Raw genomic sequence first — 15,760 nt, forward strand, 5'->3', positions numbered from 1 at the left:
TACGCATGCCTTTACGGAGCATTCAAAGCCCTTCCGGAATGAACCGGGAGGGCTTTTTGCCGCAGCCGGTTGTGGTCACCAGTGATGGACCGCGTGCTCCACGAACCCCGACATGTCCTTCACGTCGATCACGGTGCCGTCGTCCAGAACGGCTTTGCCGTTGAACCGCCCGAAAATTTGGTGGCAGCGGTTGTCGACGAACAGCATTTTCGTTTCGGTATACCGGTCGTAGATCGGCTCAAAATCCATTTCGAACCGCCCGTCATCGCTGGTGATTTTTTTCGGGGACATGTATCCGCCTGCCGCCAGGTCGACGTACACCTCGTTCAGCTTGTGGGCGTTTCCGTCGTAAAACAGCATATTTTCCGTGGCGGCCTCCGTATTGCCGAACCCGAAGCCGATGTTGAATCCGAAACGTTTGCCGCCGATCCAGGCGCTGCCGCTGCCCCAAACCCATTCATGGCTGAACGGCCAGACGCCGCGTCCCCAGTCGAGAAGTCCGAAAGCCGTTTCCGGCTCGAACGCGATCGTCCGGTCGCCAAACGCGACCGTGCCGCTGGCAGGCATGCAATTGATTTTGTGATTGTAATAAAAATAGCGAGGATCTTCGTCAAACGGCGTTGCAATGACCATCGATTCCAGATCGGGCTGGGAAAGCTCGATATCGACGTCCATCCGGGGGAACGTTTTCGGATCGCGGGTTCGGCAGCGCAAACGGCGGCCGCCTCTGTACACCTCAAACTGCATGTCGATCGTTTTGCGGCGAACGGCCAAATCCCCATGCTCGGCGGAAGCGGGCATGTGCAGCCGGTTGAACGGGAGCGCGATGATTTCTTTTGCGGCGTATGTTTTTTTCTCGTTCAAATCGATCAGCATCGCGGAAACTTCCCCGGCGTAAGAGGCGTGGCCGATGGTCAGCTGGAGGCAGTAATCGTCATTGGACACCTGGTAGAAATCCCATTCCTTGATCCGCCATGGCGGAGCTTTAATATGCTTGCGGTTGTAGCGCATCACGGCTTTGGTCGAATAGCCTTTTTGCATCAAGGTACCGTTCGGGTAGAGCAAATCGGAGAAGGTCGTAATCCGGTGGTTTCGCATGACGGGTCTTCCTCCTTATGTATTGCGATTAGATTTAGAAAGCGTTTACAAAAAACAAAAGACATGTGCCGCTGCATTTTTGCTAAATGGCTTTCACGTTAGGCTTACGGATGTCATGAAACCATTATATGGGGAAGCGGTTCGAAGAATCACCTTAAATTCCAGGGGGCTGCCGGGACTTAAAACGAAGCGTGGAAAAAGACCCCTCCGCGGCGTGCGGAAGGGTCTGCAACGTTTAACCTTCGATCGAGCGGTTGTCCGGGGAAGGCCGGAGCATGGCTTTCGCCCCGTCTTTGGATCGGGTCAGCAGGTACAAGGCATAAATGGCGATAAAGACGCCCAGGAACAACGAGGAATACCGATACATCGTGCCGTAGCTGCTGAAGGCGGCGATTTGCCCCAAAACGAGCGCGCCCACGGCCACCCCGAAGTCGAGCGAGTTGAAATACATGCTGTTCGCCATCCCTTGCCGCTGCGGCGGTACGAGCTGAAGCATCCAGGATTGCAGCGTCGGCTGCAGCGTGCCGAATCCAAGCCCGTAGAAGAGGGCGGCCAGCGCCAAAAAGCCGGTCGACGTCGAATAGGACAGCAGCCACAGCCCGACGAACAAACATGCCGCTGCCGGGATGAGCAGGGCTTTATGGCCTTTTTTGTCGTAAATTTTGCCGGAAATAGGCCGGATCAAAATGACCGCGGCCGCATTAAACAAAAAGAAAAGCGAGGCGTTGGCCAAATGGGCCTCTTTGCCGAACAGGTTCATAAAGCTGAGGAGCCCGCCGTACGTCACGGACATGAGCAGGTTCAGCAGGCTTGGCAGCAGGAGCGCTTTCGGGAATCCCTTTTTCTCCGGGACGGCCGAAAATGCTTTGGGAACGGCGGCGGGCTCCGGCGGTTTAACCTTTTTCGCCAGCGGATAAACAAGAGGGAAAATAAGGGCGATCACGATGATCGTTGCGTACACGAGCGCCGTGAACCCTTGCTTTTCGAGCAGCATGCTGCCGATGACGGGTCCAAGGGACAAGGCTATGCTGGTCGATAAGCCGAAATACCCCATGCCTTCGCCGAGGCGGCGGACCGGAACGATCCCGGATGCCATCGTCGGAAGCGTGGTGCTGCCCATGCCGAAGCCGATGCCGAACACGATCCGCATCGCTAGCAGCAGCGCAAGCGTGCCGCTCCATAGGTAGCCCAGCGTGGCGAGAAGGGCCAGGGCAAGCCCCAGAAACAAGATGACGTTGCGTTTCCCTTTTTCCAGCGCTTTCGCCGAGAAGAGACGGGAGATAATGGCGGATAAAGCAAACACGGTCGTGAACAGGCTGACCGTTAAAGCGCCCGCGTGAAAATGTTCTTTGACGTAACCGGGGAGCGGCGACAGGATCATCTGCAGGTTCAAAAACAGCAGCAGATTGCACACCGTCAGCATGATAAACTCCCGGGTCCACAATTTGTCTTTGGTGTCTTCCATGGTTGTAACCTCTACTCTACAAATATTCGGTCAATATTGGCGTTGATTTGTTTCATAATCTGGTCGAGCGTCTCGAGCTGCTCGTCCGTAATCCCGGCGATCAGCTCGTCGTTCAGGCTGAGCTCCAGCGGCTCGGTTTCGTTCATCAGCTGCTTAACGGCCGGGGTCGCATAGATCAAATAGGCTCTCCGGTCGCCGGGGTCGGGTTTGCGCCGGACGAAGCCCTTTTTGTCGAGAACGTCGAGGATCCGCGTAATGGAGGGCTGGTCTTTGCCGGATCTCAGCGCAAGCTCCTTTTGGTTGATTCCTTCCTGGAGATACACTTGGTACAGCACCGTCCATTGTTCGGGGGTTATGCCGTACGGCTTCAGTCTGCTTGCAAACAGGGAGGACATTTTGCGGGACATGTTGCCGAACCGGAAACCAATCGATTGGTGGGGCAATTTGGACCTTTTCAGAGAGATGCACTCCTTCAATTAATTGTCATAACAATTATATTTATATAAATAGAAACCGTCAACGATACATCCATAAAATGGAATGTTATTCATTGCGAATGCATACAAGCACGGACGGCATCCGAGGTCGCGCATCGAAACGACAATCCGGGCATGCGTATGTCAAAGACGGTTTACGAGCAGGGCGATCCGTCCAAAATAGAGGAATACTTCGGATACAGGCGCCGGATGCAGTCCGGACAGATGTCATGGGTGAACTCCGCATGCGTATGTTTTTCGAGAAAACTTTCGACCGAATTCCAAATATCTTGTTCGTCGCGGATTCTTTTGCAGACGGCGCAGATCGGAAGGAGCCCGCGCAGCGTTCGGATTTGGGTCAGGGCCTCCAGCAAATCATGCTCGATCATTTTGCTCTTGGTGATGTCGGTGAAGGACACGGTCATCCCTTTGACGGTATGGCGGCCATCGTCGTAAATCGCCGAGGCTTCGAGCAGATACCACTTATTCGCATGCTGCATCGAGGACTGGATTTCCTGGCGATAATAAGGCAGCGTTCCGTTCAATACGGAATCAAGCTCGTCCGGCGGCCGTCCGTCGGCCTCCGACAGGGCGTAATAAATCTGCATGAAGCTGACGCCGATCCATTCGAACGTTTCGGGAATGCCCGCATCGATCGAATTTTGGACCCAGTTTCGGTTGACGGAGACAATGCAGCCGTCGGCATCGACGACCGCGACGGCCTGCTTGAACGAATCGATGATTTCGGGAAAAGTGAAGCTTGTTTTAGGCAACTAAGGTCGCTCCCTCTATTTGTATTGGAAGTGCTTTATCGCAGGTACGGCGTGCTGGTTCAGGTCTGTCTGACGGGGAGTTCGCATCGGATGTTTGAGGATTGCGTGAATAAGGGAATAAACTTATTTCTCCAATTATTGTTATGTTATAATTACCGTAGCATAAAGAAAAGTATATACTTTTTTACGTCATTTTGCAAGAGAAAAATTACGAAAATACGTCGTCATAAGAATTATCGGAAGGCGGTTTAATATGCAATCCATTTACGAGCGAATCGAATCGTTAATCAAAATGCGGGGGATGACGAAAAAATCGTTTTGCGAGCAGCTCGGCATCAGCACGGGGAACCTGGGGGATTGGAAAAGAGGAAAATCAACGCCGGGTACCCATAAACTCATCGAAATTGCCTCCTTTTTCGACGTCAGCCTCGATTGGCTGATTTTGGGCAAAGACCAGGAGCGTTTTCATTTGAAGGAAAACACAGGTACATATGCATGGGAGGAAGGGGATGACGGCGACGTTCCGTTGTCCGAGAAGGAAAAAGAGTTCATTAGGGAATATATCGAGTTTACGCGTTACCGAAAAAAACAATCGAACGGCGAATGAGCAAATAGAATCGGACGCGACGGCCTTAAGGGACGCATGCGTCCGTTCCTGCAGGAAGGATGGACCGCCGATCCCGATGGGTCAGCCGGATGGCGGCAAGCCTTGAGGGAGCGGCTATCATGGGGGCGTGCCCCGGGACAACGCAAAAAAGAAGCCTTTGCTTTGGGAGCAAGGCTCTTTTTTGTGATTGGGAAAATTAACGTCCAGTCCGCGGGTTACGGCCCTTTCGGCCGATAAAGGCAAACGACAGCAGGCTCCCGGCCAGCAGGACGGCCGCAGTCAGGGCCAGCCCCAGGCGCATCCCCGCCGTCATCGACGGGGCGCCGCCGAGGATCGCGCCGATCATGGCCACGCCCAAGGTCGCGCCCACCTGCCGGCTTGAATTTAATGCGCCCGATGCGGCGCCTGTCTGCTCCCGGGGAACCGCGCTTATGACCGCGGTCATGAGCGCGGGGATGGTGAGGGAAACTCCAAGGCCGATCAGGAACAGGCCGATCAAAGGAAGGGCGTAATCGGAGGTTGAAACCATTCGCAGCTGCAAGATCGTTCCCGCGGCTGCAAGAAGAAAACCTGCGGTCATCGGGATTCTGGCGCCGATCCGGCCGACGATGCGGCCGGTGACGATCGGATTGAATGCCAGAGGGATCGTCATCGGAAGGAGGGCCAGGCCTGCCGTATGAGCCGATAATCCGCGCGCTTGTTGAAAAAAGAGCGGCAGCGCGAACAAAATGCCCGACAATCCGATATTGACGGCCATGCCGGCAATCATTCCCGCCGATACGGTTGCGTTTCGAAACATTCCCAGCGGAAGCAGCGGGTCGGGGCCTTTCATTTCGGCCCGCGCAAAGAGAGCCGCGCTGACGAGCGCCAGGACGAAAGCGGCGATCACGATCGGTGATCCCCAGCCGTAAGCCGATCCCTCCATGAGCGCGAAGGATAACGCGGCGATGGCCGTTACAGCCTCCATTGGCCCGTCCAATCCAGGGGCTGCCGCCGCTTGCGGGCGGTTTCGGCGCCGAGCCGCAGGACGATGGCCAAGCTGATGACGGCAAGCGGCACGTTCAGCAGGAAGATGCTTCGCCACCCGAGCGAATCGGCCAGCAGGCCGCCCGCAACGGGCCCGGCAGCCATGGCGATCCCCGTGACCGCAGCCCAGATGCCAAGCGCCCGGGCTCGTGCGGACGGTTCGGGAAATGCATGGGCAACGAGCGCTAGCGAGGCCGGCGTCAGAGCCGCGCCTCCGATGCCCAAAACGGCGCGCAAGGCGATCAGCAAGCCAAGCGAAGGGGCGGCCGCTGACAAGGCCGAAGCGGCCAGAAACAGGACCAGCCCTCCGGCATAGACGCGGCGCGCTCCCAGTTTGTCGGCCAGCCCGCCCATCGAGAGCAGGAAGCCGGCAAACACGATCGTATACGCATTGACGACCCATTGGAGGCCGGAAATCCCGCCGCCAAGGTCTGCGCGGATCGCGGGCAGCGCGACGCTGACTACCGTCGTGTCCAGCAGCACCATAAAGTATCCGATCGACAGTCCGAGCAGCAGCAGCGCTTTAGCCGGCTTCCAGCGGCCGTCGGACTTGATGTTCATCGCTTTTTCCAAGACAATCCCTCCGTAAAGGCAAAATCGGCAGTCATCGCCGTTACCGGGAAAGTGTATAATGGTTCTTATCATGGGACTAGATGAGGGTTTATCCTAGGAGAAATTCTCCTAGGGAACGGGAAGGGGAGGAGAAGCACTTGTGGGAAAAAGCGGATGGGGAGCGTCTTCGGGAGCTTGCCCAGTTTTTGCGGACCCGGCGCGCCCGGATGACGCCGGAGCAGGCCGGCTTGCCGACGGAGGGGCGCAGGCGGACTCCGGGACTTCGGCGCAGTGAGGTGGCGCTGCTTGCCGGCATCAGCGTCGATTGGTATACGTGGCTGGAACAGGGCCGAAACATACAGGTGTCTTCCCAGGTGCTGGAGAGCATCGCGCGCGCCTTGCAGCTCGATGCCGATGAAAAAAAACATCTGTTTCTGCTTGCCTTGCAGCAGTATCCCCCCGTTTCGGGGGAGGCTGCCGCGGAAATTACGCCTGCGCTTCAGCGGTTTCTGGACCTGCAGGGAACAAGCCCGGCTTACGTGACCGACCAGCGCTTAAACATCGTGGGATGGAACCGGATCGCCAGCATAATATATGGAGAATATGAAACGATGCCGGCAAGGGAACGCAACTCCGTCTGGCGTACGTTTACCTCCCCGGATGTCCGCGGCCTGCTCCAGGAACGTTGGGAAGCCCATGCCCGGCACCGTCTGGCGCAATTTCGGGCAAACTACGCCAAATTCGCCGGGGATCCATGGTGGACGGACTTGATCGGGGAATTAAACCGCGCAAGCGAAGAATTTAGGGCGTGGTGGCCGCGGCATGACGTCTTAAACGGCCCCGAAGGGAAAAAAATCATTCATCATCCGGCCGCGGGCCGGCTCGAATTCGAGCAGGTTTCGTTTGTGACGTCCGACGACCCGGGTTTGACCGTCACGATCAACGTTCCGACGGCGGACGGCGATACGGTCGCCAAGCTGGGCAAGCTGTTGAGGGAATGAACGGGCCGGGTCCCCGGCCCGTTTTTACGCAACGGATCATGTATTTCACGGGATCGGACTGCATAAAAGAAATAAACTATTTACATATCGTGATAATCGGTGTATAATAACAGAGTTGCTGCAAAAGTTAATATTATGCGGTAGTGGTGGAATGGCAGACACGCTATCTTGAGGGGGTAGTGGGCGTATGCCCGTGGAGGTTCGAGTCCTCTCTACCGCATTGACGATCTGACCGAGAAAATCCCTGTTTTGCAGGGATTTTTTTGTTGCATCGGGCAATGTTTCGCCATCCAAGCGTTCATTCGTGAAAAGAAGCGTTTGCGCAGCGGGGAATTCCATAGACTCACATATCACGAAAGAGGCCCACGCGGCCTCTTTTTTTGTTTTTATTTTGTTCCATTCTATATGATTTGGGTCGCCATAAGGCAGTAGCCCGCAATTCGATTGGGGCCCGGCCGGTTTGCGGAAAAAGGGATCCGTATTCAAAGGAACGCAATAGAAGGGACTTTCGCATCCATTGCCAAAAACGCGAAAAATAGAGAGCATGCGAGAGCTTGGCGCAGATAAACACTTTTGTAAGCGATAACCTGTATGCTAGGGCCGCCATTTTACGCGGATAACGATTTCGCGACTCCTTTACATGCCGCTGCACGCGGGTGTATGATTCAAATCGTAATTGAACATGTTTCCATTTTTTAAAATCGCTGAGTTTCCGTTCGAAGAAGCGGAAATCGGGGGAACCAATCGCGCGTTCCCGTCGTCCGATGTGAGAGTCGGAAGGCAGGGGAGGCGCCGGGGTGAATCCTGCGAAACGGATGCCATGGATCCGATCGCGGGTAGAGCGACTCTCACCGCTCGAATCCGTCAGCTAACCTCGTAAGCGTCGCCTGAGAGAGGAATGATGAAACTTGTGATCGATGAACATCGGCCGCAGGGGATCGGATGACCTCTGTGGTTTTTTATTGCCAAAAACGCAACGTTGCACAAAATGGATGAAAGTCAATAGAAACGTCTTTAACGCTGAATTCCGGCTTTGGCCGGGAGCGGGGGAACCAACGCGCCGTTTGCTTCCACAAGCGATGGCGCCGGGGTGAATCCCTTTGTCCGAAAACCGGACGGGGGAAGGGCGACTCTCACGCCCGAATCCGTCAGCTAACCTCGTAAGCGTATCGGGAGAGGCCCCATTCGTCGTGAGCGATATTTCATGGCTTTCTTTGGTCATGGATGTTGGAAGCCGCGGGAAAGAATCCTCTTTCCTGCGGCTTTTTTTATTCGGGTCAGCATTTCGGATAAGCATTTTTTAATAAAAGACGCGGTTGTTGGGATCGCCCGATCCAGAAACGAAAGGAGGCGAGAGCCGTGGAAGAGGAACTCATCGTCGTGACGGCCCCGAACGAGGCCGGGCGCAATTTTATCAAGCTTTTGATCTATCTCAAGCGGCCTTTCGCCGCGCTGACGAACAATGCCAAGGAAGAACGCGATCTGAAGAAGCTGGGCGTCTCCAAAGTCATCCGGCTCCATACCAACAACACGGAGGAATGGGTCGTGCCCGAGTGGAGGATCGGCCGGATTTTTATATTCGAAAACAGTTTGAATTTAACGTGCCGTTACTTGCAAATTTGCCGTGCTTGGACGCCGGATTCCATCTACGTAATCACCCGGGCGCATCACTCGCCGGGCATTTACCGGGGGCTTGGGGCGGACCACGTCATTCACACGTTGAACGGCGAAGTCGGATTTTTGCTGAAATAAGGGATTATGACAAGGAGAGCGTTTAACCATGATGGATTTTTTAATGATTTTAACGCTTGCGGGCGTGTTCGGAATCTTTTTGCTGTTCCTCATGTGGTGCGGCCATGTCGTGGATAGGGGAGGCGAAGGCCGATGATCGTGGTTTTGGCGCTGACGGCGTTTGTGTTCGTCTACCTGGCGTATGCCTTGATCCATCCGGAGCGGTTTTAGAAAGGCCGGAGCAGGCTTAGACGCCTTCGACCTGCTTATAAGAGGAGGAAACGATTTTGGATATATTGCAGATAGGCATCGTGATCGTGGTGCTGCTGCTGTTGGTCAAACCGGCAGGCAGTTACATTTACCACGTTTTTTCTAACGAGTCGAACTGGACGGACCGGATGTTCGGTCCCGTGGAGAAGTTTTTTTATGCCGTCATCGGTCTTCGGAAACGCTCCGGGATGAGCTGGAAAACATACGCCCTAAGCATGATGGCGACGAACGTCGTGTTGGTGGCCGTAAGTTACGCCGTGCTGAGATGGATGGGCGGACTGCCGGCAAACCCGAACGGGACGGGAAACATGGAGGCGAGCTTGTCCTTCAACACCGTCATCAGCTTTATGACGAATACGAACCTGCAGCATTACAGCGGGGAAAGCGGCATGTCGTATTTGGGGCAAATGATCGTCATCACGATGATGATGTTCACGTCGGCCGCGTCCGGCCTGGCCGTGGCGATTGCTTTCATGCGGGGCATAACCCGCCGCGGGGACGGACTCGGCAACTTTTTCGAGGATTTCGTCAAAGCGCATGTCCGGGTGTTCCTGCCGCTCGCGTTGATCGTCACCCTGGTGCTTGTGGGGTTGAAGGTGCCGCAGACGCTTGAGCCGACGGTGACCGTGAACACGCTTGGCGGCGCTGTGCAGCATATCGCGATGGGGCCGGTAGCGTCCCTGGAATCGATCAAACATTTGGGCACGAACGGCGGCGGATTTTTCGGGGCGAACTCGTCGCATCCGTTTGAAAATCCGAGTCCGCTCACGAACGTCATCGAAATTTTAAGCATGTGGACGATATCGGCCGCGCTGCCATACACGTTCGGGCGTTTCGCCAACAATCGCAAGCAGGGCTGGATTCTTTTTTCGGCCATGATGGTGCTGTTCCTGGCGTTCCTGTCCCTGACGTACGTCTCGGAAAAAAGCGGCAACCCGCTGATCAATCAGCTGGGCATCGACGCTTCGCAGGGCAGCATGGAAGGAAAAGAAGTTCGTTTCGGCGTGGCGCAGTCCGCTTTGTTCACGGCGGTGACGACCGCGGCGACGACCGGTTCGGTCAATAACATGCATGATACGCTGACCCCGCTCGGCGGGCTGGCTCCGCTGGCGCAGATGATGCTGAACGTCGTTTTCGGAGGCAAAGGCGTCGGGCTGGTCAACATGCTGATGTACGCCATATTGGGCGTGTTCATTTGCGGCCTGATGGTCGGGCGGACGCCGGAGTTTCTCGGGAACAAAATCGAAAGCCGGGAAATGAAGCTGATCGCCGTCGCGATTCTGGCGCATCCGCTGATCATTTTGGCGCCGACGGCCATTTCGTTCCTGACGCATCTCGGCACGGACGCCCTTTCGAATCCGCTGTATCACGGGCTCAGCCAATCGTTGTACGAATTTGCGTCGTCCGCGGCGAACAACGGCTCCGGTTTCGAAGGGCTGGGAGATAACACGGTGTTCTGGAACGTCAGCACGGGGCTTGTCATGCTTTTGGGACGGTATGTGTCGATCATTGCACTTCTCGCCGTGGCGGGTTCGTTGTCGCGGAAGAAGCCGGTTCCCGAATCGATCGGCACCTTCCGCACGGATACGAAGCTGTTTGCCGGGATTTTGGTCGGAACGGTGCTCCTGATCGGGGCTCTGACCTTCCTGCCTGTGCTGGTGCTGGGGCCGATCGCGGAGTTTTTGACGATGTAAGGGACTTGTCGAAATGGTTTGCAAACGGAAGCGATGGTTCGCTGGGAGCGTCCCATCGAAACGCATGTTAAGCGATGGATAAACGAGGTGGAGAAAATCATGAACGGAAAACGAAAAAGCATGCTGACGGGAAGCATCGTGAAGCAGGCGCTGAAGGACAGCTTCATTAAACTGAATCCGGTCGTCATGATGAAAAACCCGGTCATGTTCGTGGTGGAAATCGGAACGTTCGTCGTTCTGCTGATGGTGCTGTTTCCGGGGTATTTCAATACCGCCGGCCGCACGGGGTTTAATCTGGCGGTGTTCCTGATCTTATGGGTTACGGTATTGTTCGCCAACTTTGCCGAGGCGCTTGCGGAAGGGCGCGGGAAAGCGCAGGCCGACACCCTGAAAAAAACGAAAAAGGAATCGACCGCGAACAAATGCGTCGGTTCCGAAATCATCGTGGTGAATTCCACGGAGCTGCGCAAAGGCGACATCGTCGTGGTGTCCCAAGGCGAAATGATCCCGGGCGACGGCGAGGTCATCGAAGGGCTTGCGTCGGTCGACGAGTCCGCGGTTACGGGGGAATCGGCTCCGGTCATGAAGGAAGCGGGCGGGGATTTCAGCTCCGTGACCGGGGGAACCCGGGTCGTGAGCGACCGGATCAAGGTCGTCATCACGAGCGACCCCGGCGAGTCGTTCATCGACCGGATGATCTCGCTCGTCGAAGGCGCTTCGCGCCAGAAAACGCCGAACGAAATTGCGCTTAACACGCTGTTGACAACGCTGACGCTCATTTTTTTGATCGTGGTCGTCACGCTGGCACCGATTGCCGAATATTTGGGCGTTCCGCTGGATATCCCGGTGCTCATTGCTTTGCTCGTCTGCCTGATCCCGACGACGATCGGCGGCTTGCTGTCCGCGATCGGGATCGCCGGGATGGACCGGGTGACGCAGTTCAACGTGCTGGCCATGTCCGGGAAGGCGGTCGAAGCCTCCGGCGACATCAACACGATGATCCTGGACAAAACGGGAACGATCACGTACGGGAACCGGATGGCGAGCGAATTCATCCCGGTCGGAGGAGCGGCGCTTGCCGAAACCGCGCACTGGGCCGCGGTCGGCTCGCTCAAAGACGGAACGCCCGAAGGGCGGTCGGTGCTGGAGCTGATGAACAAGCAGCAGCTCGCCTATGACACGGAGGTTGCGGCCGGCGGCGAGTTCGTCGAATTCAAAGCGGAAACCCGCATGAGCGGCATCGATTTGCAGGACGGGCGGCATGTCCGCAAAGGCGCGGTCGACGCGGTGCGGCGGTGGGTGCTCGCCCAACGCGGCAGCATTCCGGAGGATTTGGCGGCGAAGTCCGACGCGATCGCGTCGGAAGGCGGCACCCCGCTGGCCGTGGCGGTCGACGGCAAAATCTACGGTCTGATCCATTTGAAGGATACCGTCAAACCGGGGATGAAGGAACGTTTTGAACAGCTGCATCAAATGGGCATCAAAACGATCATGTGCACGGGAGACAATCCGCTCACGGCGGCGACCATCGCCCGCGAAGCCGGCGTCGACGAGTTTATCGCCGAAAGCAAGCCGGAGGACAAAATCGCCGTCATCCGCCGCGAGCAGGCCGAAGGCAAGCTGGTTGCGATGACGGGGGACGGAACAAACGACGCGCCTGCGCTCGCCCAGGCGGACGTCGGGATCGCGATGAACAGCGGCACCGTCGCCGCCAAGGAGGCGGCCAACATGGTCGATTTGGATTCCGACCCGTCCAAAATCATCGAAGTCGTGGCGATCGGCAAGCAGCTGCTAATGACGCGCGGCGCGCTCACGACGTTCAGCATCGCAAACGACGTCGCCAAATATTTCGCGATCATTCCGGCGATGTTTATGGCAGCCATTCCGCAGATGAAGGCGCTGAACGTGATGGGGCTGGGCTCCCCGCTATCCGCGATCCTGAGCGCCCTCATTTTTAACGCGGTCATCATCCCGCTGCTGATTCCGCTGGCGATGAAGGGGGTCCGCTACAAGCCGATGAGCTCGGCGCGGCTGCTGGCCCGCAATCTGACGATTTACGGTCTCGGCGGCGTCATCGCCCCGTTCGCCGGCATCAAGCTGATCGATCTGGTCGTGCATTTGTGGATCTGAGCATGCTGATTTGGATGGCAGAGATATATGGGGAACGCTGAACGCTTCTCTTAACGATATGAAAAAGGGTGATATCCATTGAAAACCACGGCTGAATTCGAAAAAATGCCGCATGGCTCCATTTGGCTTCTGGCGCTGCGCTCCAGTTTGCTGTTCATCGTTGTTTGCGGTCTGGCGTACCCGCTGGCCAGCACCGGGCTGGCTCAACTCCTCTTTCCGCACCAGGCCAACGGCAGCATGATCAAGGACGGCGCGGGAAGAACGGTGGGTTCGGAGCTCATTGGGCAGACGTTTGCCGATCCGTCGTTTTTCCAGGGCCGGATTTCCAGCATCGACAATAACGGCGCAGGCTCCGGGTCCAACAACTATGCCCCGTCCAATCCCGAGCTGCTGAAGCGGGTTCAGGCTTCCATCGCCCGGTGGGAGAAGGAAAACCCGCAGGTTCCGGTCGATAAGCTGCCGGCGGATCTGGTCACCAATTCCGGCTCGGGGCTGGACCCGCACATATCGCCCGCGGCCGCGAAGGCGCAAATTCCGCGGATCGGCGCACTCCGGCATCTTCCCGAGGAGCGATTGAAGGAACTGGTCGAACAATTTACCGAAGGGCGCGACCTGGGCGTGTTCGGCGAAAAAAGAGTGAACGTGCTGAAGCTGAATTTGGCCCTGAAGGAGTTGGGGACGGGCAGGGAGTAAGCTTTGGATTTCCAGGCTGCTTCAAGTGGAAGTCAGGAAGGGCAGACCGGAGTGCAGCTGTTATTGCACTAAGAAAAAGACGCCATGTTCGGCTTAGGACGAACCATGGCGTTTTTTCTTCAGCCTGCAAAGGTTTGGTAAATAAGAAACACGTTCAAAACGACGATGACGGCGGAGACGCACCAGGCCAGCAAGCTCATCCAAGCCGGATTGGCGAATGGACCCATCAGCTTTTTGCTTCCGGTAAATTGGACGAGGGGAATCACCGCAAACGGAAGCTGGAGCGACAAAATGACCTGGCTCAAAATCAGCAGATCCTCGGTTCCTTGTTCGCCGGCGATCATCGTGACGATCACGGCCGGGATGACGGCGATCAGCCTCGTAACCAGCCGGCGAAGCCAGGGCGGCAGCCGGATGTCCAGGAAACCCTCCATGACGATCTGCCCGGCCAGGGTGCCCGTCAGCGTGGAGTTTTGCCCGGAGGCGAGCAGCGCAACCCCAAACAAAATGCTTGCGAGCGCGGTCCCGACCAGCGGCGTCAACAAATCATACGCATCGCTGATATCGGCGACTTCCGTCATGCCGGCTTGATGGAAGGTGGCGGCCGAGACGATCAGGATGGCGGCATTGATGAAAAGGGCGAGCGTCAGCGCAATCGCCGAATCCCAAGCGGAGAAGCGGATGGCTTCGCGCTTGCCTTGATCGGAATTCTCATACCGGCGGGTCTGCACGATGGACGAATGAAGATACAGGTTATGCGGCATCACCGTGGCTCCGAGAATCCCGATGGCGATATAAAGCTTCTCGTGGTTCGTTATGAGGTCGGGCGTCGGCATGAATCCGGCCCACACGCTGGGGAGATGGGGCTTGGCCAGCCACAGGTCGACCGCAAAGCAGATCCCGATCGTCGCCACAAGCACGATGACCAGCGTTTCGATGGCCCGAAAACCTCGATGCTGCAGAAGCAGGATCAGCAAAACGTCAAGCGCCGTAATCAGCACGCCGTACAGCATCGGAATGCCGAACAGCAGCTTCAGGGCGATGGCCGAACCGACCACTTCCGCCAAATCGCATGCGGCAATGGCAAGTTCGCACAAAATCCAAAGGGCAACGGCCGCCGGTTTGCTGTATTGGGTGCGGCAGGCTTGCGCCAGGTCATGGCCGGTGACGATGCCCAGCTTGCTGGAAAGTGATTGGAGCAGCACGGCCATCAGGTTGGACAAAAGAATGACGGACAGCAGCGAATACCCGAAGCCGGCGCCCCCGGCGATGTCCGTCGCCCAGTTTCCCGGATCCATGTAACCGACGGCGACAAGATAACCGGGACCGGCGAAAACCAGAAATTTCCGGAATGCCGGGCCATTGCGGGGAACTTCCAGCGAATGGTTGATTCCTGTGAGCGAGGAGCGTCTTTTAGGTTTGGTCCAGCCCTTCATTCGGTATCACGCACCTTGTGCACCTTATTAAGGGGTAGTCTTCTAAATGCTCCCGTTTGCTATTCACTTGCGTCCGCTTGAATATTTTTTAGTATAGCGGTGACCGGATGTGGGCAAGCAGAGAGTACGGACTTGGAGGTCATCGACCGCCGGCCGGTTTATGACCGGATTTGCGCCGAAAAAAATTACCAGGCCGCCGCCGGTGCGCCATCGTTTGCGGAGGACGCCGCATTTTCCAGTTTCCAATGGAATAGCGGCGCGCGAAGTGACGCAAGCTTTTATTGACATGAAGTTTAAAATTCTTTAATATGTCTAGGTACTTGATTCAGAAATTTATTATAAACGGGTGATGCATATGTCTTACAGACCAGTGATTGCGAACATGAAGGAAGCCAGCAGCAACGAGCAAAGCGGATTGTACGAATTCATCATGAACCTGGCTGACGGAACAGTGTGCCGCGTGTTCTATAGCCGTTTTCCGGAATGGAAAATGACAAACATCAGCCGATTGCAAAAAACGCCTTGCCCCGTATGCCGCAAAGACTTCATCTGCAAATGCATCGAGAGCTACAAAGGCGAGCTGGAACAGCAAATCGAAGAAAACCAATGGATCGACAAAGCTTTGGCGAAATAAGCTGTCGAACCGAGATACAGGCGCGGGAAGCTACCCGGGCTTTTTTCTTTTAGGCTTTAGCCAGTTGAGCTCGCGAAGCGTGCGAAACAAAAAACCACCCGCTATGCGGGTGGAGGGAACGAGGGTTTGACCAACAAGACCATCCCGATAAAATTGAGATGTTCAGGCTCAATT

General features: G+C 56.2%; 15 protein-coding genes, 1 tRNA gene and 2 riboswitches. Of the genes, 9 read left to right on the forward strand and 7 right to left on the reverse strand.

The window, feature by feature from the left end:
* Positions 1-75: 75 nt before the first annotated feature.
* From KI367_RS22245 to KI367_RS22260, 4 genes are all read right to left on the reverse strand, one after another.
* Positions 76-1,098 carry a DUF2804 domain-containing protein gene (locus KI367_RS22245; RefSeq protein ID WP_212952195.1) on the reverse strand — a complete coding sequence of 341 codons (1,023 nt, stop codon included), beginning with the start codon at positions 1,096-1,098 and terminating at the stop codon, positions 76-78.
* 235 nt (positions 1,099-1,333) lie between these two features.
* Positions 1,334-2,563 carry an MFS transporter gene (locus KI367_RS22250; protein WP_212952196.1) on the reverse strand — a complete coding sequence of 410 codons (1,230 nt, stop codon included), beginning with the start codon at positions 2,561-2,563 and terminating at the stop codon, positions 1,334-1,336.
* Between the two features lie 11 nt (positions 2,564-2,574).
* Positions 2,575-3,006, reverse strand: coding sequence for a MarR family winged helix-turn-helix transcriptional regulator (locus tag KI367_RS22255; protein ID WP_246537169.1), 432 nt, complete (start codon positions 3,004-3,006; stop codon positions 2,575-2,577).
* A gap of 188 nt (positions 3,007-3,194) precedes the next feature.
* Positions 3,195-3,812, reverse strand: coding sequence for a PAS domain-containing protein (locus tag KI367_RS22260; RefSeq protein ID WP_212952197.1), 618 nt, complete (start codon positions 3,810-3,812; stop codon positions 3,195-3,197).
* 253 nt (positions 3,813-4,065) lie between these two features.
* Here KI367_RS22260 and KI367_RS22265 point away from each other — a divergent pair, with 253 nt between their 5' ends.
* Positions 4,066-4,419, forward strand: a complete 354-nt coding sequence (locus tag KI367_RS22265; RefSeq protein ID WP_036713100.1) for a helix-turn-helix domain-containing protein — start codon at positions 4,066-4,068, stop codon at positions 4,417-4,419.
* 196 nt (positions 4,420-4,615) lie between these two features.
* Here KI367_RS22265 and KI367_RS27295 read toward each other — a convergent pair whose 3' ends face one another.
* Entirely contained in the window at positions 4,616-5,386 is a 771-nt protein-coding gene (locus KI367_RS27295) for an MFS transporter (RefSeq protein ID WP_246537175.1), read from the reverse strand.
* The gene (locus KI367_RS27300; protein WP_246537177.1) at positions 5,374-6,018 is read right to left on the reverse strand and encodes an MFS transporter; all 645 of its coding nucleotides are present in this window, start codon (positions 6,016-6,018) and stop codon (positions 5,374-5,376) included. Before KI367_RS27300 ends, KI367_RS27295 begins: the two co-directional genes overlap by 13 nt.
* Before the next feature lie 137 nt (positions 6,019-6,155).
* Between KI367_RS27300 and KI367_RS22275 the strand changes: the two genes are divergently transcribed.
* The 7 genes from KI367_RS22275 to kdpC all read left to right on the forward strand — a co-directional run bounded on the left by KI367_RS22275 (position 6,156) and on the right by kdpC (position 13,516).
* The gene (locus KI367_RS22275; protein WP_036713102.1) at positions 6,156-6,998 is read left to right on the forward strand and encodes a helix-turn-helix transcriptional regulator; all 843 of its coding nucleotides are present in this window, start codon (positions 6,156-6,158) and stop codon (positions 6,996-6,998) included.
* Between the two features lie 137 nt (positions 6,999-7,135).
* Positions 7,136-7,218 (forward strand) — tRNA-Leu (locus tag KI367_RS22280).
* Between the two features lie 472 nt (positions 7,219-7,690).
* Positions 7,691-7,897: riboswitch (cyclic di-AMP (ydaO/yuaA leader) on the forward strand.
* Positions 7,898-8,006: 109 nt separating this feature from the next.
* Positions 8,007-8,181, forward strand: a riboswitch (cyclic di-AMP (ydaO/yuaA leader).
* A 176-nt stretch (positions 8,182-8,357) separates the two neighbouring features.
* The gene (locus KI367_RS22285; RefSeq protein ID WP_212952198.1) at positions 8,358-8,750 is read left to right on the forward strand and encodes a hypothetical protein; all 393 of its coding nucleotides are present in this window, start codon (positions 8,358-8,360) and stop codon (positions 8,748-8,750) included.
* A gap of 132 nt (positions 8,751-8,882) precedes the next feature.
* Positions 8,883-8,960 carry a potassium-transporting ATPase subunit F gene (locus KI367_RS27660; RefSeq protein ID WP_212952202.1) on the forward strand — a complete coding sequence of 26 codons (78 nt, stop codon included), beginning with the start codon at positions 8,883-8,885 and terminating at the stop codon, positions 8,958-8,960.
* 56 nt (positions 8,961-9,016) lie between these two features.
* Positions 9,017-10,693 (forward strand): potassium-transporting ATPase subunit KdpA, encoded by a 1,677-nt coding sequence (kdpA, locus tag KI367_RS22295; RefSeq protein WP_281422526.1) that lies wholly within the window; start codon positions 9,017-9,019, stop codon positions 10,691-10,693.
* A gap of 99 nt (positions 10,694-10,792) precedes the next feature.
* Entirely contained in the window at positions 10,793-12,823 is a 2,031-nt protein-coding gene (gene kdpB / locus KI367_RS22300; protein ID WP_212952199.1) for a potassium-transporting ATPase subunit KdpB, read from the forward strand.
* 105 nt (positions 12,824-12,928) lie between these two features.
* Positions 12,929-13,516 carry a potassium-transporting ATPase subunit KdpC gene (kdpC, locus tag KI367_RS22305; RefSeq protein WP_212952204.1) on the forward strand — a complete coding sequence of 196 codons (588 nt, stop codon included), beginning with the start codon at positions 12,929-12,931 and terminating at the stop codon, positions 13,514-13,516.
* A 119-nt stretch (positions 13,517-13,635) separates the two neighbouring features.
* Here the strand turns inward: kdpC and KI367_RS22310 are convergent, their stop codons facing one another.
* The gene (locus KI367_RS22310; protein WP_212952200.1) at positions 13,636-14,952 is read right to left on the reverse strand and encodes an Nramp family divalent metal transporter; all 1,317 of its coding nucleotides are present in this window, start codon (positions 14,950-14,952) and stop codon (positions 13,636-13,638) included.
* 355 nt (positions 14,953-15,307) lie between these two features.
* Between KI367_RS22310 and KI367_RS22315 the strand changes: the two genes are divergently transcribed.
* The gene (locus tag KI367_RS22315) at positions 15,308-15,586 is read left to right on the forward strand and encodes a hypothetical protein (RefSeq protein WP_036713108.1); all 279 of its coding nucleotides are present in this window, start codon (positions 15,308-15,310) and stop codon (positions 15,584-15,586) included.
* Positions 15,587-15,760: the final 174 nt, after the last annotated feature.

It is taken from the genome of Paenibacillus cookii (genome assembly GCF_018333375.1).
GTDB classification, from domain to species: domain Bacteria; phylum Bacillota; class Bacilli; order Paenibacillales; family Paenibacillaceae; genus Paenibacillus_AQ; species Paenibacillus_AQ cookii.

What these genes read in the sequence shown, in the direction of transcription:
- KI367_RS22245 (WP_212952195.1), bottom strand. Translation starts at nt 1,098, where the DNA reads ATGCGAAACCACCGGATTACGACCTTCTCCGATTTGCTCTACCCGAAC.
- KI367_RS22250 (WP_212952196.1), bottom strand. Translation starts at nt 2,563, where the DNA reads ATGGAAGACACCAAAGACAAATTGTGGACCCGGGAGTTTATCATGCTG.
- KI367_RS22265 (WP_036713100.1), top strand. Translation starts at nt 4,066, where the DNA reads ATGCAATCCATTTACGAGCGAATCGAATCGTTAATCAAAATGCGGGGG.
- KI367_RS27295 (WP_246537175.1), bottom strand. Translation starts at nt 5,386, where the DNA reads ATGGAGGCTGTAACGGCCATCGCCGCGTTATCCTTCGCGCTCATGGAG.
- KI367_RS27660 (WP_212952202.1), top strand. Translation starts at nt 8,883, where the DNA reads ATGATCGTGGTTTTGGCGCTGACGGCGTTTGTGTTCGTCTACCTGGCG.
- kdpB (WP_212952199.1), top strand. Translation starts at nt 10,793, where the DNA reads ATGAACGGAAAACGAAAAAGCATGCTGACGGGAAGCATCGTGAAGCAG.
- kdpC (WP_212952204.1), top strand. Translation starts at nt 12,929, where the DNA reads ATGCCGCATGGCTCCATTTGGCTTCTGGCGCTGCGCTCCAGTTTGCTG.
- KI367_RS22310 (WP_212952200.1), bottom strand. Translation starts at nt 14,952, where the DNA reads ATGAAGGGCTGGACCAAACCTAAAAGACGCTCCTCGCTCACAGGAATC.
- KI367_RS22315 (WP_036713108.1), top strand. Translation starts at nt 15,308, where the DNA reads ATGTCTTACAGACCAGTGATTGCGAACATGAAGGAAGCCAGCAGCAAC.